Below are 21,093 nucleotides of genomic sequence, written 5' to 3' on the forward strand. Positions count from 1 at the left end.
GGTCTCAGCGAATATCGAGGATGGACTGGAAGGTTTCGCGCGCCACCTGAATCACGCGGCTCGACGCCTGATAGGCTTGCTGGAACCGAAGCAGATCGACCGCCTCGCTATCGAGATTGACCCCGGTCAGCTGGTCGCGTGCCGTAATCGCGCCTTCGCGGATCGCGTTTTGCGCATCGGACACGGTCTTGCGCTGGTCGAGCGCGGTGGCGTTGTTCGCGACCAGCCCGGCGGTGTCGGCTTCGAACGCGCCTGTGGTACGCAGCGCTTCAAGAGCGGCGAAATTAGTGTTGTCGCGCGGGCCTCCACCAACTGCGGCCGCAGCGATCCCGCGTCCGCTGGTAAGCGCCACGCTGATGTTGGTCGGGCTGGCGCCGACGCTGAACAGCGCCGCGCCCGGATTGCCATCGAGATCGCGGCCACCCGCCTGCACGGCATTGACGCCGTCGACGAAATCAGTGGCAATCCGATTGAGTTCGGTGCGCGCAGCGCCAATTCGCTGGCCACCTTCGGCGATGCCGGCCAGCGTGCCGCCCTGTGGTGACAGGCTGGAGGAGGTGCCGTTCAGATGGACGGCGAAGGAAACATTGCCCGATGCCGCCCGCACATAGGTAACAAAGCCAACATCGCCGCCGGTGGTGACAAAGCTCGGCCCGGATGCGCCGCCCAGAGTGAGGCTGGCCCGCCCTGCCGAATCAAGCGTGACACCGACATCGCTCAGCGCGCTCAATTGATCGAGGATCTGGTCGCGCTGATCGAGCAATTGTGCCTGCGCGCTCGAATTGGGCGTTGCGCTACCCAGCCCCTTGTTGACCTTGGCCAGGGCCGCACCCAGCGTTTCGAGCGAGGTCACTGCACTTTCGGCGGTGCTGTCGAGATCGGCCGTGATCTGATCGAGCGAGCGCGCCGTTGCTGCGAAAGCGTTTGCGACGCCCGAGCTCGCTTCGAGCAGCGCGGCGCGCGGGGTGCTGGCGGCGGGATCTGCAGCAACCGATTTGGCGGTGTTGAAAAAACTCGTCAGCCGATTTGTCAGATCATTGCCGGTCAGGGCGCTTTCGATGCCGGTCAGCCAGACGATGCTGGTTTCGGTTCGCGCCAGATCGGCACCCGATGCGCGTACCGCATTGGATCGCAGTTCATCGGCAGCGCGGTTGATGCCGAACACTGCCACACCGTTGCCGTTCGCGACATTGCTCTGCGAATAGCGTCCGCTCGACGCGGTGACTTCGGTCAGCGTCGCGGTCCGCCGGGCATAGCCGGGGGTGGCCGCATTGGCGATATTATCCGACGTGGTGGTCAGCGCCGACTGATAGGCGCGGACGCCACTGGCGCCGATTGAGAGCAGGTCGCTCATGGCGCCTTCCCGATGGCAGGGCCGCTATCGGCCGGTGTGACGGGTGCCGCTGCCTGCAACGCTTCCTGGTTCTTTGCCAGAAATTCAACCATTGCCTTGCCAATGCCGAGTGGCTTGGCATCGGCCATCACGATCGACAATTTCTGGTCCTGCATGTCGCGGAAGGTGTCGATCGCCTTGGACGAGAAGAGTTCCTCGGCCAGATGCGTATTACGCATCGATTTTAGCATCATCTGCGTGAACACGGCCTCGAACTGTTTGCCCGCTTTTTCCAGATTGGCACGCGACGCGAGCCTGCTCGTGTCGGTCGAGACATTGGGGGCATCGATGCCGGTGGTCGGCAGGGCCGGGATGGCGGGGATGCTGGTCATGCGGGCATCACAGGATGATCAAGTCGGCCTTCAGCGCGCCGGCTTCCTTCAGGGCTTCGAGGATCGCGACAAGATCGGCTGGCGAAGCACCGATCGCGTTCATCGCCTTGACGACGTCAGACAGGCGCGGGCCAGGATCGAGCAGGAAGATGGGCTTCACCTCTTCGGCGATGTTGACGCCGCTTTTCTGTTCGACGGTGGTCTGGCCCTGGCTGAAGGGCGCGGGCTGGCTGACGCGCTGCGATTCATCGACGCGCACGGTTAGCTTGCCTTGGGTCACGGCGGCTGGCCCGAGCCGAACGGCGGAGTTGATCACGACGGTGCCGGTACGCGCATTGACGATCACACGCGCGGCAGGTTCGGCGGCGGTAACCGTCAGATTCTCGATCTGGCTCATCAGCGTGGCCCGTGAATCGGCGCCCTCGGGGGCGCTGATCGCAATCGACACACCGTCGATGGCTTGTGCCCGGCCCGGGCCGAGCCGCCCGTTGATCGCAGCCGCGATGCTCTGTGCCGTGGTAAAATCGGCACGCGACAGGTTGAAGGTTAGCAGCGGTGAACTCGCAAAGCCGGTATCGACCGCACGTTCAACCGTGGCCCCTTCAGGGATACGTCCGGTGGAAGGCACGTTGACGACGATCTTCGAGCCATCGGCACCGTCCGCCCCGAGCCCGCCAACCGCCAGATTGCCCTGCGCCATCGCATAGACCTGGCCATCGGCACCGATCAGCGGGGTGAGGATCAGGCTGCCGCCGCGCAGCGACTTGGCCTTGCCGAGGGCGGCAACGGTGATGTCGATCCGCTGGCCGGGCTTGGCAAAGGCAGGCAGTTCGGCAGTGATCAGCACGGCGGCCGAGTTCTTCAGGCCGGGATTAACCCCGGCGGGCAGCTGCAAGCCAAAGCGCGAAGCGACGCTCTTCAGCGACTGGACGGTATATTCGAGATTGTCGTCCCCCGTGCCCGGCAAACCGACGACGATGCCATAGCCCGTCAGCTGGTTGGTACGAATGCCCTGGAACGCGCCGAGATCCTTGACGCGGTCAGCCAGTGCCGGTGTTGCCACCAGCATCGAAAGCAAAAGGGCGAGGAACAGACGGATCATGCTGGGTCCGATCAAAACGGGCTGACGGCGGAGAAGAAGCGGCTGAACCAGCCCTGGCGGCTGGCGCGGGCGACATCGCCCTTGCCGGTGTAAGCGATCTGCGCATCGGCTACCCGGGTGCTGAGCACGCGGTTATCGGCATCGACGTCAGCCCAACGCACCAGACCCTTGATCTGAACGAATTCGTCGCCGCGGTTGAGCGTGACGCGCTTGCCGCCCTGCACCATCATCGTGCCGTTGGGGAAAACTTCCGACACCGTCACGCTGACTTCGCCTGATAGCGAGTTGGACTGATCGGCCTGGCCGGTGCCGTTGAAGCCCCGGTCGCCCGATGCCTGCAGCGAATTGGGAGGCACGAAGGAAAGCGGCCCAACGGCGGGTGGCGTGATGCCCAGATTGGCCTTGCTGTCGAGCTTCGAACTCGCCGATTTGCTGGCGAGCGTGCGCTCGACCAGCACGATGGTGAGCGGATCGCCAACCCGGCGCGCGCGCCAGCCTTCGTAGAGCGGTGCATAGCCAGCCGATGCCTTGAAGATCGCGCCATCGGCAGGTGCCGGCGGCGCCGGCGGCGGCGGCAGGGTCATCGAGAAATCTGTCTTGGGCGCCTTCTTGCCAAACAGGCGCGCGTCGGCGGCGCCCGGTGCAAAGGCTGCGACCAGCACCGCGCCCGCGACCAGCCCGCCTGCAAATTTGACGAGCGCACTGTGCGCGGTCGGCACGAGGGCCGGGGCAGGATCAGACGTTCTGGTTGACATATTGCAGCATTTCATTGGTGGCGGTGATCATCTTCGAATTCACTTCGTAGGCACGCTGGGTTTCGATCATGTTAACCAGTTCTTCGACCACGTTGACGTTCGATCCTTCGAGCATCCCCTGGCGAATACTGCCGCGGCCATCCTGCCCGGCCGTGCCAAGACTGGCGGCACCGCTGGCGGCGGTTTCGCTCAGGTAATTGTCGCCCGCGGCCTGAAGCCCGGCGCTGTTAGGGAAGGTCGCCAGCTGGATCTGGCCGATCTGGCTCGGTTCGGTCTGCCCGGCGATCGTTGCCGAAACGGTGCCGTCAGTGCCGATCGTGATTGACGTAGCGCCTTCTGGAACGGTGATGCCGGGCTGCACGGTATAGCCTTCGGCCGTCACCAGCTGCCCCTCGGCAGATCGCGAGAAATTGCCCGCGCGTGTGTAACCGAGCGTGCCGCCTGGCAGCGTCACCTGGAAATAGCCATCGCCATCGAGCGCGAGATCGAGCGAGTTGCCGGTGGTGGCGAGCGAGCCCTGGGTGTCGATCCGCGACGTACCCTGGATACGCACGCCGGTGCCCAGGTTCAGGCCGGTGGCATATTTGGTTTCGGATGTGCTCGGCGCGCCGGGCGCCGTGATCGTCTGATAGGCAAGCGTTTCGAACGCTGCCCGATCGCGCTTGTAGCCCGTCGTATTAACGTTTGCGAGGTTGTTCGAGATGACCCGCATGCGCATGTCCTGGGCATCAAGCCCGGTCCGTGCGATGTGCATTGCTGCGCTGCCCATGTCCTTATTCCCCTTTAACCGGGCAGGCGCATCAGAGATGCGCCGCCTTCATCGAGTTCCTTGGCCGATTTGATCAGATTGGCCTGCACTTCGTAGCTGCGCTGGTTCTCGATCATGTCGACCAGCGCCTCGGTGAGATTGACGTTCGATCCTTCGAGCGATCCCGAAATCAGCTTGGCTGTCGGATCGCCAGGCAGCGCGCCGCCGCCGCGTACATGGAGCAGATTGTCCAGCCCCTTGACGGTGTCCGATCCCTTCAGGCTTGCCAGCTTGATCTGATCGACAATCACAGGCGCAGCGCCAGGTTCGGCGCCGAACGGGATGATGGCGATGCTGCCATCGGGGCCGATCGTCACACTCTGCGCGGGTGGCACGGTGATCGGACCCCCCGATCCGATCACCGGGAAACCGTCACCGGTTTCCAGCACGCCCGATGCCGCGATCGAAAGATCGCCACGCCGGGTATAGGCTTCGCTGCCATCCTTTGACTGCACGGCGATCCAGGCATCCCCGCCTACCGCTACGTCGAGCGGTTTGCCGGTGGAAAAAATCGCGCCGGGTCGACGGTCGACATCGGTGATTTCTTCCGATGCCGGCTGACGCGATAACAGTCCTTCGCCCTTGAGGGTCAGCTGATCGAACACCACCCGCTCGGCGCGAAAGCCGATCGTAGAGGCGTTCGCCATGTTGTTGGCGATTGCCGCCTGCGCCGCCATGTGCCCCTTCAGGCCCGACGCCGCGGTGTAAATCAGCTTGTCCATTCAACTGGCCCCGATCGTCAGAAATTAGCGGATGTTGAAGATGGTCTGCGAGAGCTGGTTGTCCGTCTCGAGCGCCTTGGCATTGGCCTGGAAATTGCGCTGCGCGGCAATCAGGCCAACGAGTTCCTCGGTCTGGTCGACATTCGAACGCTCGATCGTGCCCGACAGCAGGCCGCCAAAGCCGTTGCTGCCAGGCTCGCCAAGCGCGGGCGTGCCGGACAGGCCGGTCGGCGCCCAGGTGCTGGTGCCAAGCTGGCGCAGGCCCGATGGATTGGCGAAGTTCGCCAGCAGTACCTTGCCGAGCGTGCGCGTTTCACCGTTCGAGAAGCTGGCGCGGATCATGCCTTCATTGTCGACGGTCACACCCTGTAGTTGACCCACCGCAACACCGTCCTGGCTGGCGGCGGCGACATCAAATGGCGAGCCCAGCTGCGTGGTTGCGGTCCCGAAATCGAGCGCAATCACCTGCGGGTTGGGGCTGCTTGCCGGGGTGAACGCGTCGAACGTGTTTGGCGTTGTCGGCGAGGTGAGCGTGCCTGCAATGTCGAAGGTCAGCGTGATTTCATCGACGCCCGCCACGGTCAGTGCCTGATCGCCGACAAAATTATAGGCAGACCATACGCTGGTCGGCGTCCCGCCCGTGGGGACGGTTTCGCGCTTGAAATAGGTGGTCAGAACCTGGGCATTGCCCTCTGAGTCATAGATCGTCGTCTGGGTCGATTCATTGTAGCTCGTCGGATCGAAGCGATCGAACGTCGTCGTCGTTGGAATCGCTCCGCCGCCTGGCAGATTGAGCGATAGGGCGACATTCTGCGTCGGTACCGGCGTGCCGCTGGTGGCGGGCAGACGGACAGAGACCGCCGAGGACAGCCCCGATGCCACTATGGCGCCGCTGCCATCCACTGGATAGGCCTGCAGGTGCGATCCTGCGCCGTCGACGACATAGCGGTCGGCATTGACGAGGAACGATCCATTGCGCGTGAAGTTGACCGGACCGCCATCAAGCTGCGGTTTCACGGCAAAAAACCCGTCGCCTGAAATCGCAATATCCAGCGCCGACGATGTCTGCACCAGATTGCCCTGGCTGAACTGCTGGCGATTGGCCTTGACGACGGTGCCCGACCCGATCGCCTGGGTGGGATTGGTGCCCACGCTGGAGGCGATCACGTCGGCGAATTCCGAACGGCTCTTCTTGAAGCCGCTGGTGCTGACATTGGCCAGGTTGTGCGAAATGACCGCGAGATCGGTCTGGGCTGCGCGTAGGCCGCTGAGCGAAGTGTAGAAAGACATGGTTGTATCTCCTTGGCGAAACTGGTCGGTGGTGGCGGATCAGCCGATCTGGCGAACCTGGGTTGTCGGGATTTGGCCAATGCCGGCCACGGTGAGAATCGGGGCGCCTGTTGACGGGATCGATACCGAACTGACCGGTGCCCAGACGAGCGAGGTGGTCGCGACGCTGGCATTATTGTTGTTGGCAACGGCGGTGATCTTGAATGGGCCGGGTCCTGCGGGATCGCCGCTATTGGTGCTTCCATCCCAATCGAAGGTAACGGTGCCCTTGGTCTGCGCACCCAGCGACAGGGTTTTGAGGACCGCGCCGTTCGGGCCCTGGATCGATACGCGGAGGTCGCTGGCATCCCCCGCCAGTTCGACCGCGCCCGTCAACCCGCCATCGGTGCGCGGAAACGCGGTGTCGCCCGGCGCCAGAACGGTGCGGCCGACATAGCTCAGCGCATCGCTCGTCGTGCTGCCGGCGAGCTTTTCCTGGATCGCCTTCAGCGTTGTGTTCATCTCGGCAATGCCGGCCACGCTGGAGAACTGCGCAAGCTGCGTCAGCTGCGCGGCGGCATCGACCGGATCGGTCGGATCCTGGTTCTTCAGCTGCGCGGTCAGCAGCTTCAGGAAATCATTCTGGCTCAGCGAATCGGCTTGCGCCGCGGTCGTCACCTTCGCGGCGGTATTGCCGGAACGGCTAATCCCCAGATTGGCCAATGTGCTATCGAAAGAACTCGCCATGATCAGCGTCCCAGCTTGAGGGTATCGAGGATCAGCGACTTGGCGGTCTGCAGTACCTCGACATTGTTTTGAAAGTTTCGGGCGGTTTCCATCATGTCGACCAGCTCGCGCGTCTCATCGACGGCGGCTTCGAACACGTTGCCATCCGCATCGGCGACAGGGTTGGTCGGGTCGTAGCGTTTGGTCGGCGCGTTGCCGGCCTGAACGATGCTTTCGACGTTGACGGTCGCAAGTCCCGATGCCTGATCGAACTGGGTGCGGAACACCGGCTTCATCGTCTTGTAGGCGGCCGCTGCCGACCCCGAGACGACGCCTGCATTGGCCAGGTTCGACGCGGTGGTGTTCATCCGCACGAGCTGGGCGGACATTGCCCGGCCGGCGACCTGAAAAATGGTGAGGGGTTGATCGGCCATCTTATTCGCCTCTCAGGGCACGGGTGATCTGGCCGATGCGGCCATTCAGGAACGAAAGTGTCGTCTGATAGGCGACCGCGTTTTCGGCGAAGGCGGTCTGCTCGGTCGCGAGCTCGACGGTGTTGCCGTCGAGCGATGCCTGGACGGGCACGCGGAAGCGGGTGGCGCTGCCGATCGCCATATCAGTCATGTTGCGGTTGCTGCCCGATTGCGCGAGCGCTGCCTGGAAATCGATGTCCTTGGCCTTGAAGCCGGGCGTGGAGGCGTTGGCGATGTTGGACGCAATCATCCCCATGCGCCGCGAGCGCAGTTCAAGCGCTGCTGCATGCACACCGAAAAGAAGGTCGTCTGACACGGGTCTAGTCCTCGTATTGATCTGCGCAAAAAATTCTGCGTGGCCAATCAAGCAATCACCGTGCCAATTTGCCTTGCCGGTTCGGAAATGCCCGTTTGCCGACCCAGATCGCCCAAAGCGGCAAGATGTTGCCGGGAAGCGGCAACGCGGCGGCAAGCTTGCGTCGGATATCGATCGTGCCGGACGGCAATGATGATTGATGGCGACCGATCGGCAATTTGGCGCGACCCTTGCTACGCGGCGCGGCATGAACAGCATCGATCTTGCCCAGGCGCTTGGGCCTTATCTCGATCCGGTTGCGGCGGCGATTGTCGGCGGTGGCACATTGCTGGCCGTCGTTCTTCGCACGCAGGCGCATGATCTGGCCCGCGCGGTCGCCGCATTGCCGGTGCTGGCGCGGCGCCGATTCCGCGCCGATCCGCTGGTCGATCAGATTGCCGCGCTTGGCCGCATCGCCGCGCGCCACGGCGTGATGTCCCTCGATCGGTCGGTGATTGCCGATGCGGATGTGTCAGCGGCCGTTGCCGCGATCGTCGACGGTGCCGATCCCGATCAGGTCCAGGCGATCATCCGTCATGCCCGCCAGGCGCGGATCGAGCGGCATCTGGCTGCGGCAGAGGTTTGGGCCTCCGCTGCGGAGGTCGCCCCCGCTCTGGGGATGGTCGGCACGCTAATCGGGCTGGTGAAGATGTTCCTGTCGATGAACGATCCGACCGCGATTGGCGGGGCGATGGCGGTCGCGCTGCTCGCGACATTATATGGTGCCCTGATTGCCAATCTTGTCGCCATGCCGATTGCTGCCCGGCTGCGCCGCTGCGCACGCGAAGAAGCATTTGAACGCACTCGGATCGAAGCCCCGCTGGCCGCCATGGCCGCGCGCGAGGCGCCGCGCCTGCGCGATCATCCGCGCCCCATCGATCGTGCGCTGACAGACAGGTCTGCTGCATGACCGATGATTTCTTTCCTGAAACCCCGTCGGCGCGGCCGATCTGGCTGGTGACCCTGGCCGATCTTGCATTACTGCTCGTCGGGTTTTTCGTGCTGATTCAGGCGAACCAGACGCTCGACGGGAAAGCGCTCGCGCAGGGCTTGCGCGAGGGTTTCGGCGTGACGACGCGCGTCGCCGATCCGATGCCGGTTGCGGTCGCTGCGATGGCCGATTTCGCACCCGGATCGAGCGTACTGCCTTCGTCGCCCGCCAGCATCATCGCTTGGGCGCGGAGCGCCGCCACCGATCCCCGCGTCCAGATCAAAATTACCGGGGCAACTGATGGCACCCCCGCCGATGTCGAACCCGTCACCCGCAGCGCGAGCGTGCTCGCCGCCGATCGCGCCCGCGCGGTGGCGGCAGCGCTTGCCAGCGCCGGGGCGGTGCCGGCCGATCGGCTGACCATCGCCAACGACTCGACACCCGGCCGTCGCACCGTGACGCTGACGATTGGCTTTGGCGGGGAACGGCCATGATTTGCCGCCCGGCAACACTATTTTGCCGGTTTCGGCTGCTTTTTAGGGAGAAGACGATGTACCGCTTGCTCGCAACCACCTTGCTGATCGCCAGCCCGGCGGCGGCACAGACCGGCTTTCAGGATACGCAGGCGATCGATCGCGGGGTTGCTGCCTTTACTGGCAAGCCGATGGGCGCCGAGGGCGGTGCGCGTGCGCCTGTCGATACCCGATTGAAGCTGGCGGCATGCCCGATGGTCTCGATGGCATGGCGGGCGGACAATCATGATTCGGTGGTGGTGACGTGCACCGGCCCCGATTGGCGCCTCTATGTGCCCGTAATCGTACCGCCAACGCCGGTGCAAGCGCCCGTCGCAGCGCCAGTTGCGGTTGCCGTCAAACCGCAGATCATCATCAAGCGCGGTGATCCGGTGACGATCGAGGCGGGCACCAACGGCTTTTCGATCAGCCGTGACGGCGTGGCGATGAGCGATGCTGCCCCCGGAGGCCGCTTGCTCGTCAATGTCGATGATCCAAAAAAGCCGGTCCAGGCAATTGCGGTGAGTGCGGGCCGCGCGACATTGCCGGGTTATGCGCTGTAACACCGGACCCGAGGTGATAATTTTTCCTAAAACTTTGCCGTTCGCGGTCGTTCTACTGGGTGTAGGCACGATCACGAGGGTGGAGACATGGTGGATCCTGTTGGGACAAAGCCGGTTACGCAGGAGCGTTCGCTAGCGCGCGTTGCGCAAACCGCGCCAATCGCCCGCTCACGATCGGCCGTTCAGGACGATGCCGACACGGTTGTTGCCGGTGGTGTTGCTTCGCTGGTCGCCGATTATGCTGCTAAGCCACCCATCGATGAGGAACGCGTCGCGCAAATCCGCCGCGCGATTGCCACCAACAGCTATCCGATTGTTGCTGAGACGATTGCCGACCGGCTGATCGCGATCAAGATGAACTGGAAGCCGCAATGACACCCGGAACGACGCGGCGTGACGCCCTGATCCGCGTGATCGATGCGCTCCATGCCGAGATTGCTGCGCTGAAATCCAACGATGTCGCCGGGCTTGAGCGTGCAACGCGCACCAAGCTGATCGCGATCGATACCATCTCCGCCACGCCTGATGGCGTCCCCACCCCGGATATCCGTGCGCTTGCCGAAGAAGCGCACCGCTTGAACGAAACCTGCCGCATCTATGTGAACCTGATGAGCGCCAATGTGCGCCGCCGGTTGCAGCAGCTGACCGGCGAAGGCCCGACGGGCTATCGTGGCCCTGCGCTGGCAGGCGGCTACGCCTAAATCAGTCTAACTGCCAAGAAATTGGCACGGTCTTTGCTGTGTAAGCTCCTGCAACAGGGGGCGTACCAAGTCGATGACCGTCAATCCAATCGACAGAAACACCGGGACGATCCAGTCAGCGATTGCGCTGGCATCGGCCAAGACGGGTGTGGATTTCAATTATCTGCTCGGCCAGGCGCAGGTCGAAAGCGGCATGCGCGCCGATGCCCGAGCCGGCACGTCGAGTGCGTCTGGGCTGTACCAGTTCATCGAACAAAGTTGGCTCGCGGTTATCAAGAAACACGGCGCCGAACACGGGCTTGGCTGGGCGGCTGATAGCATCGGCGAAGGCGCCAATGGCCGGATGACGGTCAGCGATCCTGCCACGCGGCGCGCGATCCTGGCGCTGCGCAACGATCCCAGCACGGCATCGCTGATGGCCGCCGAACATGCCGCTGACAACAAGGCATCGATCGAAGGCAGCCTGGGTCGCACCGCGACCGGCACCGATCTCTACATGGCGCATTTCCTGGGTCTGGGGGGCGCCCGCAACTTTCTGAAGAATATGGAAGCCAATCCCGGCAAGATCGGCGCGGCACTGTTTCCGGCTGCGGCGCGCGCCAATCACAACATCTTCTACGGCGCTGGCGGGCAACCGCGCACGCTCAGCGAAATCTATGACCGTTTCTCCGCCAAGCTCGATCGCGGGGCTGCATCGGTGGGAGCGGTGGGCCTTGCATCGCGCAGCCTGACGCCGACCGAAGCGAGCGACGGCATGGAAGTGATCCCCGGCAATGGCGAGAGCCAGACCGGGGCGACCCGTTGGGCGCAGGCAACGATCACCCAGTTGAAGGGCACCACGGATCGTGCGGCGTCGCTGCTGCGGCCGACGCCGGATACTGCCCGGCTCGCCTATCTGATGCTCGCCCGGTTGGGCGGCTAAGCGATGGCCCGAACCTCCAGTCCCGGTCGCGGCATCGGCGCGATTGCCCGTGGCGGCGCCTTGCCGGTTGCGATCCTGTTGCTCGTGCTGCTGATGGTCGTGCCGATCCCGGCGGCCTTGCTCGACATCTTTTTCATCATGAACATCACGATCAGCCTGGCCGTGCTGATGGTCGCGCTCAACGCGCAAAAGCCGCTCGATTTCTCGGCTTTCCCCAGCGTGCTTCTCTTCGCAACCTTGTTCCGCCTGTCATTGAACGTCGCCTCTACGCGCGTCGTGCTGGTGCACGGGCATGAAGGCGAAGCGGCAGCCGGCCATGTCATCGAGGCGTTCGGCACCTTCCTGATCGGCGGCGATTATGTCGTCGGGCTGTTCGTGTTCACGATCCTGGTGATCATCAACATGATCGTGGTCACCAAGGGCGCGGGTCGCGTGTCCGAAGTGTCGGCCCGGTTCACGCTCGATGCCTTGCCTGGCAAGCAGATGGCGATCGACGCCGATCTCAACGCCGGTCTGCTGACCCCCGAAGAAGCCAAAGCCCGCCGCATCGAAGTGGCGACCGAGGCCGATTTCTACGGATCGATGGATGGTTCGTCCAAATTCGTGAAGGGCGATGCGATTGCCGGGCTGCTGATTCTTGCCGCCAACATCATCGGCGGGCTGATCCTGGGGCCGATCAGCCACGGCATGACGATTGGCGATGCCGCGCAAACCTATGTGCTGCTCGCGATCGGCGATGCGCTGGTCGCGCAGATCCCGTCGTTGATGCTCTCGATTGCGGCGGCGACGATCGTCACCCGCGTCACCTCGTCGCAGGATCTGACCGGCCAGATCGGCAGCCAGTTCGGCTCGGCCAAGACCTGGACGCCGGTGGCCGCCATCCTCGCGCTGCTCGGCGTACTGCCGGGCATGCCGCATTTCATCATCCTGCCGGCCGCCGCGATTGCCGGTTTTGCCGCCTGGAAGCTGCGCCAGATTGCCCAACGCCCGGTGCCGGTCGAAGAGATCATCGCCGCCCCGGTCGATCCGTCACGGATCAGTTGGGAAGAAGTGGCAGATTCGATCCAGATCAACCTCGATATCGGCTATGGCCTCGTGCCCTTGGTCGATGAGCGCCGTGGCAGCCCATTGATGGGGCGGATTACCGGCGTCCGGCGGCAATTGTCGAAAGAGCTTGGCTTCATCGTGCCGCAGGTGCGCGTGCGCGACGATATCAATCTGTCGCCCTATACCTACCGCATCGTCGTTGGCGGGGTCGTGATTGGCGAGGATACCGTTTCGCCCGACGAGATGCTGGCGCTCGATACCGGGCAAGCGGTCGGCGGGCTGCTCGGCAAGCCGGTCAAAGATCCGACCTTCGGGCTCGACGCGACCTGGATTTCGCAGGGCGATGCCGATGCGGCGACGGGCGCTGGCTTCCTGGTCGTCGATCCCGGCACGGTTATTGCGACGCACCTCAATCATCTGCTCTCGACCAATGCTGCCGAACTGCTCGGCCCGGACGAGGTGCAGAACCTGCTCGATCAGCTGAAGGAACGCGCCGCCAATCTGGTCGCCGCATTGAGCCCGACGCCAGTCCCGCTGACCACGCTGACCCAGGTGCTGCGCGGATTGCTGGCCGAAGGGATCGCGCTGAAGGAATTCCGCCGTATCGCCGCCGCGATCGCAGTGGCTGCTCAGCGCACGCTCGATGCCGAGGAAATTATCGAGGCGATCCGTCCCGATCTCGGCCCGCTGATCATCCAGAAACTGTGCGGCGTGCGCGAGCCGCTGCGCGTGATGACGCTGGAGGGGCAGCTCGAAGGGTTGCTCGGCCATGCCGCACGTGCCGATCCGTCGCGCCGCCACACGATCGAACCCGATCTGGGCCGCCGCATCGTCGAGGCGCTGCAACGCGCCGCCCAACCACTCGTCGCGGAGGCCAAGCCCTTCGCCCTTGTTGTTCAACCCGCGATCCGCATTGCGATCCGCAAACTGGTGAAGACCTGTATGCCCGACACGCCCGTGATGAGCTTTTTCGAGGTGCCCGAGGATAAATCGGTCGAAGTTGTCGCGGTGATCGGCGCCCCCGGGGCATTGCCCGCATGAGCGCCCTGCCAGATCCTGCCGGTTTTGCCGCCGCGCTTGCCGCCCCGCCGCTCGTTTATGGCCGCGCCAAGCCCGATGCCAACGCGTTGGCACGCAAGCATCTGCCGCTGGTCCGGCGTGTCGCTTGGCATATTCATGGCAGCATGAGCAGTGCGGTCGAGGTCGAGGATCTGATCCAGATCGGCATGGTCGCCCTGCTCGAGGCGGCCGCTACATTCGAGGATCGCGGGCAGGTGAGTTTCGAGCAATATCTGTTGACGCGGGTGCGCGGCGCGATGATCGATGAGCTCCGCCGCCAGGCGACGCTCACGCGCGGCGCGATGCGGCGGCGGCGCGCCTATCAGGATACGGTTACCGCGCTGACGAACGAAACCGGCAAGCGCCCCGATGAAGCGGCTGTTGCCGAGCGGCTGGGCGTGACGCCTGAAAAACTGCGGATCGATTATGCCGCCGCCGAGCCGGTACGGTTCGAGACGATCGATGATGTCTATTCGGACGACCTACCCTGGTTCGCGAGCGACGAGCCGAATGCCTTCGATCAGCTGGCGGAAGCCGGCACGCGCGACACGCTTGTCGCCGCAATCGCGGCGCTGCCAGAGCGTGAGGCGCAAGTGATCCAGCTTTATTATGTCGAGGAACTGAATCTTGAGGAGATTGGGCTGGTGCTGGGCGTCGGCCCGGCCCGGATTTGTCAGATCAAGAAATCGGCGCATGACCGGCTGAAAAAAGCGCTGGCGCGGGTGATGTAACCTACCCGAAATTCCCCGGCGCCGCCATTGCTCCCATCCGCGCGGCGATGGCGTGGAATTCGGCGATGGTTTCCTCGATGATCGCTGCGACGGGTTTCACGCTGTCAATCAGCCCCGATGTCTGTCCGGCCAAGCCGACGGCGGCTTCCATATCGCCGCCGAAATAGAGATCCTGCAATCGCGCAAACGTATCGGCGGGCATCAGGCCGGCCTCGTGGATCGCGGCGGTGCGCTCGGTCTTCAGCGCGCGGATGCAGGGCGTCGATTTCTGGTTGAGCACGAGCGTGCCGGTTTCCTTCGCGTCGATGATCGCCTGCTTGTAATTGTGATGCACCGGGCTTTCGGCGGACGAGACGAACCGCGTGCCCATCTGCACCGCCTCTGCGCCCAGCGCGAAGGCGGCGGCCATGCCCTTGCCGTCGCAAATCCCGCCTGCAGCCACCAGCGGCACATCAGTGACGCGGCGGATCGCCTGGAGCAGGACGAGGGTGGAGACTTCCTCCGGATTCTTGAAGCCGCCGCCTTCAGACCCTTCGACTACCAGCCCGTCGATGCCCGCCGCCACGCATTTCATCGCGGTCTCCACCGTCGGCACCGCGTGATAGACGGTGATCCCGGCCGCTTTCAGCGGCGCGATGAACTTGGCGGGACTGCCCGCCGATGTCGTGACGAACTTCACGCCGGATTGGCAGATGAAGTGCAGCATCGCATCATCTTTCAGGAACCGGATCGGCAGGTTCACGCCGAACGGCGCGCTGGTGAGCGACGCCATTTTCACGATTTCGGCTTGGCAATTCTCGGTCTCGCCCGAGGATGTCTCGATAATCCCCAACCCGCCTGCATTCGATACTGCGGATGCCAAAGCGGACCGCGCGATCCAGCCCATCGGTGCCTGGACGATCGGATAGCGCGCGCCGGTATGCGCCAGAAAACGGTTCATTGAGACCTCCCCCACCTCTTTAGTTGCAGGCTCTTTGCGGGTTGGCGGCCGAAAAGAAAAGCGGGTCGCAGCCGCGCTGCATCGGCGCTAAGGCTTGGACGAACCCGATCGCCGCCAGACGAGCGTACCGACGGGCAAGGTGAGGGGCACGGGCCAGATGAAACCATTAAGCGGCATTCGCGTGCTCGATTTCGGGCGGTACATTGCCGGGCCTTACTGCGCGGCGTTGCTCGCCGATTACGGGGCCGACGTGATCCGGGTGGAGCGCGTGGGCGGCAATGAAGACCGTTTTCCGGTGCCCGTGGCCGAGGATGGGGCAGGGGCGGGGTTCCTCCAGATGAACCGCAACAAGCGCTCGCTCGCGCTGTCTCTGGGCAGTGTCGAGGGCCAAGCGATCGTCAAGCGGCTCGTCGCGACGGCCGATATCGTGGTGGCGAACATGCCGGCAGACGCGCTCGCCAAGGCCGGGCTCGACCTTGAATCGCTGCGCGCAACCAAGCCGGATATCATTCTGGTGACTGCGTCGGCGTTTGGTGAGCAAGGGCCGATGGCGGGGCGGGTGGGATTTGACGCGGTCGGGCAGGCGATGTCGGGCGTCGTGCGGCTGACGGGAACGCCCGATCAGCCTTATCGCGCACAAGTGAACTACGTCGATTTCGGCACCGCGATCCATTGCGCGTTCGGGGCAATGGTCGCGCTGCGCGAACGCGATCGGACGGGTCTGGGCCAGCAGGTATCGGGATCGCTGCTCGGCACCGCAACCGCGATGTCGAACGCGCTCAGCATCGATTATGCGCTAAACGGGGTGGAACGCGTGCCCATGGGCAATCGCAGCTTCGGCTCGGGCCCGACCGATGTGTTCGCGACGCGTGACGGCTGGATCATCACCCAGGTGGTGAGCAACCCGATTTTTGCGCGCTGGGCCAAGCTGGTCGGCGCGCCCGAGTTGATCGACGATCCACGCTACGTCGATGACATGGCACGCGGCGATAATGGCGAAGCGCTGAGCGCGCGCATGGCGGCGTGGTGTGCGACCCGCACGACCGAAGAGGCGATCGAGACCTTGGGCGCGGCGCGGATTCCGGCCGGGCCGGTGCTCGATCCGTCGCAAGTCATGGCGCATCCCCAGGTGCAGGCGATGGGCTATGTCGAGCATGTTCGCTATCCAGGCACGCCCGCGCCCGCGCCGATTGTTGGCGCACCGATCGCGCTGAGCGGCGCCGTGCGCGATCCGATGCAGCGCGCGCCGCAATCGGGCGAGCATAGTGCCGCGATACTGGCTGAACTTGGTTATAGCGCAGACGAGATCGCGGCGATGGTCGCAGCCGGTGTCGTCCAGCTAGCCAGCGCCTGAGGATCGAGCGCATGGACGCTGCACGCACTCCCGTCATCATCGGCGTCGGCCAGATCAACGACCGGACCGAAGACCCCTTTGCCGCAATGGACCCGGTCGCGTTGATGGTCGCGGCGTTACAGGCGGCTGACTGCGATGGTGGGGGCGGCTGGATAAAGGCGATCGATTCGCTCGCAGTGGTCGACCAGATTTCGTTTCGCGAGATGAACCCGCTCGTCGATGCTGTCGCGGCGGGGCTGGGCATTGCGCCCGCCCATTGCTTCCAGACGGCAAAGCCGATGGGCGACAGCCCGGTGCGGTTGCTGAATGAGGCGGCAAACCGGATCGGCTCGGGGGAATCGATCGTAGCCGCTGTGGTCGGGGCCGAAGCGCTGCGCACGGCGGCCAAGCGCGCTGCGGCAAATGGCGGCGATGTCGATCACAATGCCATGCGCATCCGCCATAAGGGTGTCGCGCCGATCTATCGCCAGCGTTACGGGCTCACCGCGCCGGTCGATGTCTATCCGCTCTACGAAAATGCCACGCGATCGGCCTGGGGGCAGACGCTGGCCGAGGCACAGGCCGAAAGCGGGCGGATTTGGGCGCTGTTTTCGCAGGTGGCGACCGACAACCCGAATGCGTGGCTGCGCGCGCCCAAAAGCGTGGACGAAATCGTCACCCCGTCTCCTGCAAACCGCCCGATCGCCTTTCCTTATCCCAAGCTGATGGTTGCCAACAGCGCCGTCAATCAAGGCGCGGGGTTCATCGTCACCAGTCTGGCCCAGGCGCGGGCGCGCGGCTTTGGCGACGATCGTCTGATCTTTGTCGGCCACGGTGCTGCAGCGCACGAGCCCGATGATGTGCTGGCGCGCGATGGCTATGCGGCATCGGCGGGCATGCGGGTCTCGCTCGAACAGACTCTCGCCGCCAACGGCCTGACATTCGACCAGATCGATCTCGCCGAGCTCTATTCCTGCTTTCCCTGCGTCCCCAAAATGGCGCGGCGGATTATCGGCTGGCCGGAAGATAGACCGGCGAGCGTCGTCGGCGGGCTCACCTTTGGTGGTGGCCCCATCGGCAATTACATGAGCCACGCCATCGCCGCGATGGTCGATCGCTTGCGTGGCGGGGATGGGCAGCACGGCCTGCTGTTCGGCAATGGCGGCTTTGCGACTTATAACCACAGCATCGTGCTGTCGCGCGCGCCGATCCCGGGTGTTAGCTTCCCGCATAACTTCGATCATCAGGCAGCAGCGGAGGCACTGCGCGGGCCGGTGCCGATAGTGGATCAGGATTATGCCGGGCCAGGTGTGATCGAAACCTATACCGTGTTCTACGATCGCGAAGGCGCGCCCAGCGCAGGGGTGGTCGTGGCGCGGAACCCGGTCGGCGATCGCTTCCTAGCCCGGGTCCCGGGCGATGACGACGCGGGCATCGCGTTCCTCACTAATGCCAATGCTGATCCGATCGGGACGTCGGGAATCGCGGTTGAGGCGAAAGATGGCCTGCTGGAGTGGCTAATCATCAACTGACGCACGAAAAAAACCCCGGTGGCTTTCGCCACCGGGGTTCTTTCTCCGCACTCCTTTGGAAGTAAGGAGGGCCGGGCGGCTCCGACACCCTTGAAGGGGGGCGGTGCCGGAGCCGATCCTTGCTTAGCGGAGCAGCTGGAGCACGCCCTGCTGCGACTGGTTCGCCTGGCTGATCAGCGCAGTCGATGCCTGGCTGAGGATCTGCGCACGGGCCAGTTCGGTCGTTTCGGTCGAGAAATCGACGTCTTCGATCCGGCTGCGTGCGTCGGTCAGGTTGGCGACGCTGTTGGTCAGGTTGTTGACGACCGAAGCCAAACGGCTCTGGCCGGCACCCAGCGTTGCACGCGTGGTGTTGGTCGCCGTCAGCGCGGTGTCGATGGCGGTGAGTGCCGTGTTGGCACCAGCGACCGTCGAAACGTCGGCGGCAATTGCGGTCGTCAGGTCAAGACCACCTACATCCAGCGTAACGGTGTCGCCGTTGGCCGAGCCGGTTTGAATGTTGACCGTGGCGGCCGTCGTGCCGACCAGCGACACGCCGTTGAAGTTGGTGTTTGCCTGAATGTCGGTCAGCTGTGCGGTCAGCTGCGTGACTTCGGCCTGCAGGTTGGTACGATCGCCTGCCGAATAGGTGCCCGAAGCCGACTGCACGGCAACTTCACGCAGACGCTGCAGAATGTTGGTCACTTCGCCCAGCGCGCCGTCAGCGGTCTGCGACAGTGCGATGCCGTCGTTTGCGTTGCGGATCGCCTGGTTGGTGCCGCGGATCTGCGACGTGAACGAGGATGCAATGGCGAGGCCGGCGGCGTCGTCCTTTGCCGAATTGATGCGCTTGCCGGTCGACAGGCGCTCAATGCTGTTGGTCAGCGCCTGGCTGGCGCGGTTGTTTGCGTTGCTGGCTTTCAGCGCCGCGACGTTGGTTCCGATAACAGTCATGGTCGTATCTCCATTTGCCTGACGCTCCCTGTCGCCCCCCATCGGAAGAGCCGAGCCGTCAGCAGGGTAAACGACCGCTGCGTGCCGACATTAAGCAGAATTACAAACCACGTTGATCGCGATGCTGGGGGCAGGGGGCCGAAATTTGCCGGATCATGCCGCAAAACTGAGGCAGCAAAGGGAATTACCCCCTGTCGCGACCCCGGCAGCAAGCCGGAAAATAATTGCCGGACGGTGACATGATTAACGGTTGATTTACCGTAATTGCCGCATGTCTCCCTTACACAAGGGGAAAACCAATGCGGTCTATCTATCCGTCAGCTGCCGTACTGCGCCAACGCTATGCCTTGGTGTCGTCATTGCGGACGCAAGGTTTTGCGATCGCGACGGCCGATGAGGCCAAACCGCAACCCGGTGATATGTTTCTTATCGCCGATGGCGAAATGCCGTCGGCGCCCGCCCGTACAGTCATTATAGGCGATCAAGACCGATATGTGGTTCCAGCGCGGGACGGCAGCCCTTCACGGATCGGCTACACCGCAGAGAATGCCGCCATCGGTGACGGTTTTGCGCGCGCGCTGCTGGCGGGCCCTGACACGCCGACCGCTGCTGATCCGGAGAGCCTGGCGCTTTATGCGCTGGCCGAACGCGTCGCCGCCGCCGAGATTACCGTCCTCATCAACGGCCCGACCGGCACCGGCAAGGAAGTGCTGGCGCGTGCCATTCATGCCGGTTCGAACCGCAAGGACGGGCCCTTTGTGGCCATCAACTGCGCCGCCCTGCCCGAATCCATGCTCGAAGCATTGCTGTTCGGCCATCAGAAGGGGTCGTTCACCGGTGCATCGTCCGGCGGTGAAGGTTTCTTCCGTGCCGCGAACGGCGGCACCTTGCTGCTCGACGAAATCGCCGAAATGCCGCTGCAGCTGCAAGCCAAGCTGCTCCGGGCGCTGCAGGAACGCGAAGTCGTGCCACTCGGCGCTTCGGTGCCGGAGCCGATCGATGTGCGGGTGATTGCCTGTGCCAACCGCGACCTGCAGACCGAAGTCGCCGAAGGACGGTTCCGCGCCGATCTTTATTACCGGCTTAGTGTGTTTCCACTCTCGACCAAGCCGCTCGCTGAACGTCGCCTGGATATCCCGGCACTCACCGCGACGATGGTGCTGCGCCATGCGGTTGGCCGCGCGACGATCCCCTGGCCCGATGCGTCGGCGGTCGACGTGCTGATGCGCCATGATTGGCCCGGCAATGTCCGCGAGCTGGAAAATGTCGTTCAGCGTGCGCTGCTGTTTGCGGCGGGTGACACGATCAGCGCAGCGCACATCCTGTTCGATCGCGCACCGTCCTCAACGCCCGCTGCCGCAGCAACGCCTGCGGACGATGCTGTGCCCGCAACGCTTGGCAACATCGTCCAGATGTCCGAATTCCAGGCGATCCGCGAAACGCTTGCGGCCTGTGGCGGCAGCCGGATCGAAACCGCAAGGCGGCTCGGCATTTCGGAGCGCACGCTGCGCTACCGGCTCGCCAAGGCGCGTGAACAGGGCGAGATGATTACGCCCGCCTATTCGAGCAACTTTAGCAAGGTGGCTTCAGCATGAGTGGGATCGGTGGAGTGGGTGGCCCGATGGGGGTCGACCGGGTGCTCGCGCTGCGGGCGCAGATTCTGGAAAAGAACCAAGCGTTGCAACGCGCCGGTGCCAGTGCAGGCACCACGGCTGCGCCTGCGTCGACCGACAAGGGTAGCTTTGCCTCGACGATGCAGGAGGTGCTGAACGGCGTCAACGCTGCTCAGGCCAAGGCGGGGGACATCAGCGCCGCCTATGAGCGCGGTGAAAATGTCGACATCGCCAAGGTGATGCTGGCGCGCCAGGAAGCCGCGATCGGCTTCGAAGCGACGCTGCAAGTCAGAAATAAACTTCTGTCCGCTTACAAGGACATCATGAGCATGCCGGTTTAA

Annotated in this window: 24 protein-coding genes; 12 read left to right on the forward strand and 12 right to left on the reverse strand. The window is 63.9% G+C overall.

Annotated features, from left to right (window positions below):
- Positions 1–4: 4 nt before the first annotated feature.
- From flgK to flgB, 10 genes are read right to left on the reverse strand one after another with little or no spacing between them, the layout of a single operon-like run.
- Positions 5–1,354 (reverse strand): flagellar hook-associated protein FlgK, encoded by a 1,350-nt coding sequence (gene flgK, locus B7Y49_RS04530; protein ID WP_374126383.1) that lies wholly within the window; start codon positions 1,352–1,354, stop codon positions 5–7.
- On the reverse strand, positions 1,351–1,725 hold the full coding sequence (locus B7Y49_RS04535; protein ID WP_374126384.1) for a rod-binding protein: 375 nt from the start codon (positions 1,723–1,725) through the stop codon (positions 1,351–1,353). The genes flgK and B7Y49_RS04535 overlap by 4 nt, the downstream gene beginning before the upstream one ends.
- A gap of 7 nt (positions 1,726–1,732) precedes the next feature.
- Complete coding sequence (locus B7Y49_RS04540) at positions 1,733–2,827, reverse strand: flagellar basal body P-ring protein FlgI (RefSeq protein WP_374126385.1); 1,095 nt, start codon at positions 2,825–2,827, stop codon at positions 1,733–1,735.
- A gap of 11 nt (positions 2,828–2,838) precedes the next feature.
- Positions 2,839–3,582: a flagellar basal body L-ring protein FlgH gene (locus tag B7Y49_RS04545; RefSeq protein ID WP_374126386.1), complete on the reverse strand. Its 744-nt coding sequence runs from the start codon at positions 3,580–3,582 to the stop codon at positions 2,839–2,841.
- Positions 3,563–4,351: a flagellar basal-body rod protein FlgG gene (flgG, locus tag B7Y49_RS04550; RefSeq protein WP_374126387.1), complete on the reverse strand. Its 789-nt coding sequence runs from the start codon at positions 4,349–4,351 to the stop codon at positions 3,563–3,565. The genes B7Y49_RS04545 and flgG overlap by 20 nt, the downstream gene beginning before the upstream one ends.
- A gap of 14 nt (positions 4,352–4,365) precedes the next feature.
- Positions 4,366–5,112, reverse strand: coding sequence for a flagellar basal body rod protein FlgF (locus B7Y49_RS04555; RefSeq protein WP_374126388.1), 747 nt, complete (start codon positions 5,110–5,112; stop codon positions 4,366–4,368).
- A gap of 24 nt (positions 5,113–5,136) precedes the next feature.
- Positions 5,137–6,402 (reverse strand): flagellar hook protein FlgE, encoded by a 1,266-nt coding sequence (locus B7Y49_RS04560; protein ID WP_374126389.1) that lies wholly within the window; start codon positions 6,400–6,402, stop codon positions 5,137–5,139.
- A gap of 39 nt (positions 6,403–6,441) precedes the next feature.
- Complete coding sequence (locus B7Y49_RS04565) at positions 6,442–7,128, reverse strand: flagellar hook assembly protein FlgD (RefSeq protein ID WP_374126390.1); 687 nt, start codon at positions 7,126–7,128, stop codon at positions 6,442–6,444.
- A gap of 2 nt (positions 7,129–7,130) precedes the next feature.
- The gene (gene flgC / locus B7Y49_RS04570) at positions 7,131–7,541 is read right to left on the reverse strand and encodes a flagellar basal body rod protein FlgC (protein WP_374126391.1); all 411 of its coding nucleotides are present in this window, start codon (positions 7,539–7,541) and stop codon (positions 7,131–7,133) included.
- Position 7,542: 1 nt separating this feature from the next.
- Positions 7,543–7,896 (reverse strand): flagellar basal body rod protein FlgB, encoded by a 354-nt coding sequence (flgB, locus tag B7Y49_RS04575; RefSeq protein ID WP_374126392.1) that lies wholly within the window; start codon positions 7,894–7,896, stop codon positions 7,543–7,545.
- Between the two features lie 247 nt (positions 7,897–8,143).
- Here flgB and B7Y49_RS04580 point away from each other — a divergent pair, with 247 nt between their 5' ends.
- The 8 genes from B7Y49_RS04580 to B7Y49_RS04615 all read left to right on the forward strand — a co-directional run bounded on the left by B7Y49_RS04580 (position 8,144) and on the right by B7Y49_RS04615 (position 14,401).
- Positions 8,144–8,845, forward strand: a complete 702-nt coding sequence (locus B7Y49_RS04580) for a motility protein A (RefSeq protein ID WP_374126393.1) — start codon at positions 8,144–8,146, stop codon at positions 8,843–8,845.
- Positions 8,842–9,360: an OmpA family protein gene (locus tag B7Y49_RS04585; RefSeq protein ID WP_374126394.1), complete on the forward strand. Its 519-nt coding sequence runs from the start codon at positions 8,842–8,844 to the stop codon at positions 9,358–9,360. The genes B7Y49_RS04580 and B7Y49_RS04585 overlap by 4 nt, the downstream gene beginning before the upstream one ends.
- A 56-nt stretch (positions 9,361–9,416) precedes the next feature.
- Positions 9,417–9,941 carry a flagella basal body P-ring formation protein FlgA gene (locus B7Y49_RS04590; RefSeq protein WP_374126395.1) on the forward strand — a complete coding sequence of 175 codons (525 nt, stop codon included), beginning with the start codon at positions 9,417–9,419 and terminating at the stop codon, positions 9,939–9,941.
- 87 nt (positions 9,942–10,028) lie between these two features.
- A complete protein-coding gene (locus B7Y49_RS04595; RefSeq protein ID WP_374126396.1) occupies positions 10,029–10,316 on the forward strand; it encodes a flagellar biosynthesis anti-sigma factor FlgM in 288 nt (95 codons plus the stop codon).
- Positions 10,313–10,642, forward strand: coding sequence for a flagellar protein FlgN (locus tag B7Y49_RS04600; protein ID WP_374126397.1), 330 nt, complete (start codon positions 10,313–10,315; stop codon positions 10,640–10,642). The genes B7Y49_RS04595 and B7Y49_RS04600 overlap by 4 nt, the downstream gene beginning before the upstream one ends.
- Positions 10,643–10,715: 73 nt before the next feature.
- Positions 10,716–11,564 carry a lytic transglycosylase domain-containing protein gene (locus tag B7Y49_RS04605; protein ID WP_374126398.1) on the forward strand — a complete coding sequence of 283 codons (849 nt, stop codon included), beginning with the start codon at positions 10,716–10,718 and terminating at the stop codon, positions 11,562–11,564.
- Positions 11,565–11,567: 3 nt separating this feature from the next.
- Positions 11,568–13,652, forward strand: a complete 2,085-nt coding sequence (flhA, locus tag B7Y49_RS04610; protein ID WP_374126399.1) for a flagellar biosynthesis protein FlhA — start codon at positions 11,568–11,570, stop codon at positions 13,650–13,652.
- Complete coding sequence (locus B7Y49_RS04615) at positions 13,649–14,401, forward strand: sigma-70 family RNA polymerase sigma factor (RefSeq protein WP_374126400.1); 753 nt, start codon at positions 13,649–13,651, stop codon at positions 14,399–14,401. The genes flhA and B7Y49_RS04615 overlap by 4 nt, the downstream gene beginning before the upstream one ends.
- A gap of 1 nt (position 14,402) precedes the next feature.
- Here the strand turns inward: B7Y49_RS04615 and B7Y49_RS04620 are convergent, their stop codons facing one another.
- Positions 14,403–15,341, reverse strand: coding sequence for a nitronate monooxygenase family protein (locus B7Y49_RS04620; RefSeq protein WP_374126401.1), 939 nt, complete (start codon positions 15,339–15,341; stop codon positions 14,403–14,405).
- Between the two features lie 94 nt (positions 15,342–15,435).
- Between B7Y49_RS04620 and B7Y49_RS04625 the strand changes: the two genes are divergently transcribed.
- Together B7Y49_RS04625 and B7Y49_RS04630 are read left to right on the forward strand one after the other, a co-directional pair.
- Positions 15,436–16,695, forward strand: coding sequence for a CaiB/BaiF CoA transferase family protein (locus B7Y49_RS04625; RefSeq protein ID WP_374126402.1), 1,260 nt, complete (start codon positions 15,436–15,438; stop codon positions 16,693–16,695).
- Positions 16,696–16,706: 11 nt separating this feature from the next.
- Positions 16,707–18,206 carry an acetyl-CoA acetyltransferase gene (locus B7Y49_RS04630; RefSeq protein ID WP_374126403.1) on the forward strand — a complete coding sequence of 500 codons (1,500 nt, stop codon included), beginning with the start codon at positions 16,707–16,709 and terminating at the stop codon, positions 18,204–18,206.
- A gap of 123 nt (positions 18,207–18,329) precedes the next feature.
- Here B7Y49_RS04630 and B7Y49_RS04635 read toward each other — a convergent pair whose 3' ends face one another.
- The gene (locus B7Y49_RS04635; RefSeq protein WP_374126404.1) at positions 18,330–19,139 is read right to left on the reverse strand and encodes a flagellin; all 810 of its coding nucleotides are present in this window, start codon (positions 19,137–19,139) and stop codon (positions 18,330–18,332) included.
- Positions 19,140–19,438: 299 nt separating this feature from the next.
- On the opposite strand from B7Y49_RS04635, the gene B7Y49_RS04640 reads away from it, so the two are divergent.
- Positions 19,439–20,734, forward strand: coding sequence for a sigma-54-dependent Fis family transcriptional regulator (locus B7Y49_RS04640; protein WP_374126405.1), 1,296 nt, complete (start codon positions 19,439–19,441; stop codon positions 20,732–20,734).
- Positions 20,731–21,093, forward strand: coding sequence for a flagellar hook-basal body complex protein FliE (gene fliE, locus B7Y49_RS04645; protein WP_374126406.1), 363 nt, complete (start codon positions 20,731–20,733; stop codon positions 21,091–21,093). The genes B7Y49_RS04640 and fliE overlap by 4 nt, the downstream gene beginning before the upstream one ends.

The sequence above is a fragment of the Sphingomonas sp. 28-62-11 genome (genome assembly GCF_002278865.1).
Classification (GTDB): domain Bacteria; phylum Pseudomonadota; class Alphaproteobacteria; order Sphingomonadales; family Sphingomonadaceae; genus Sphingomonas.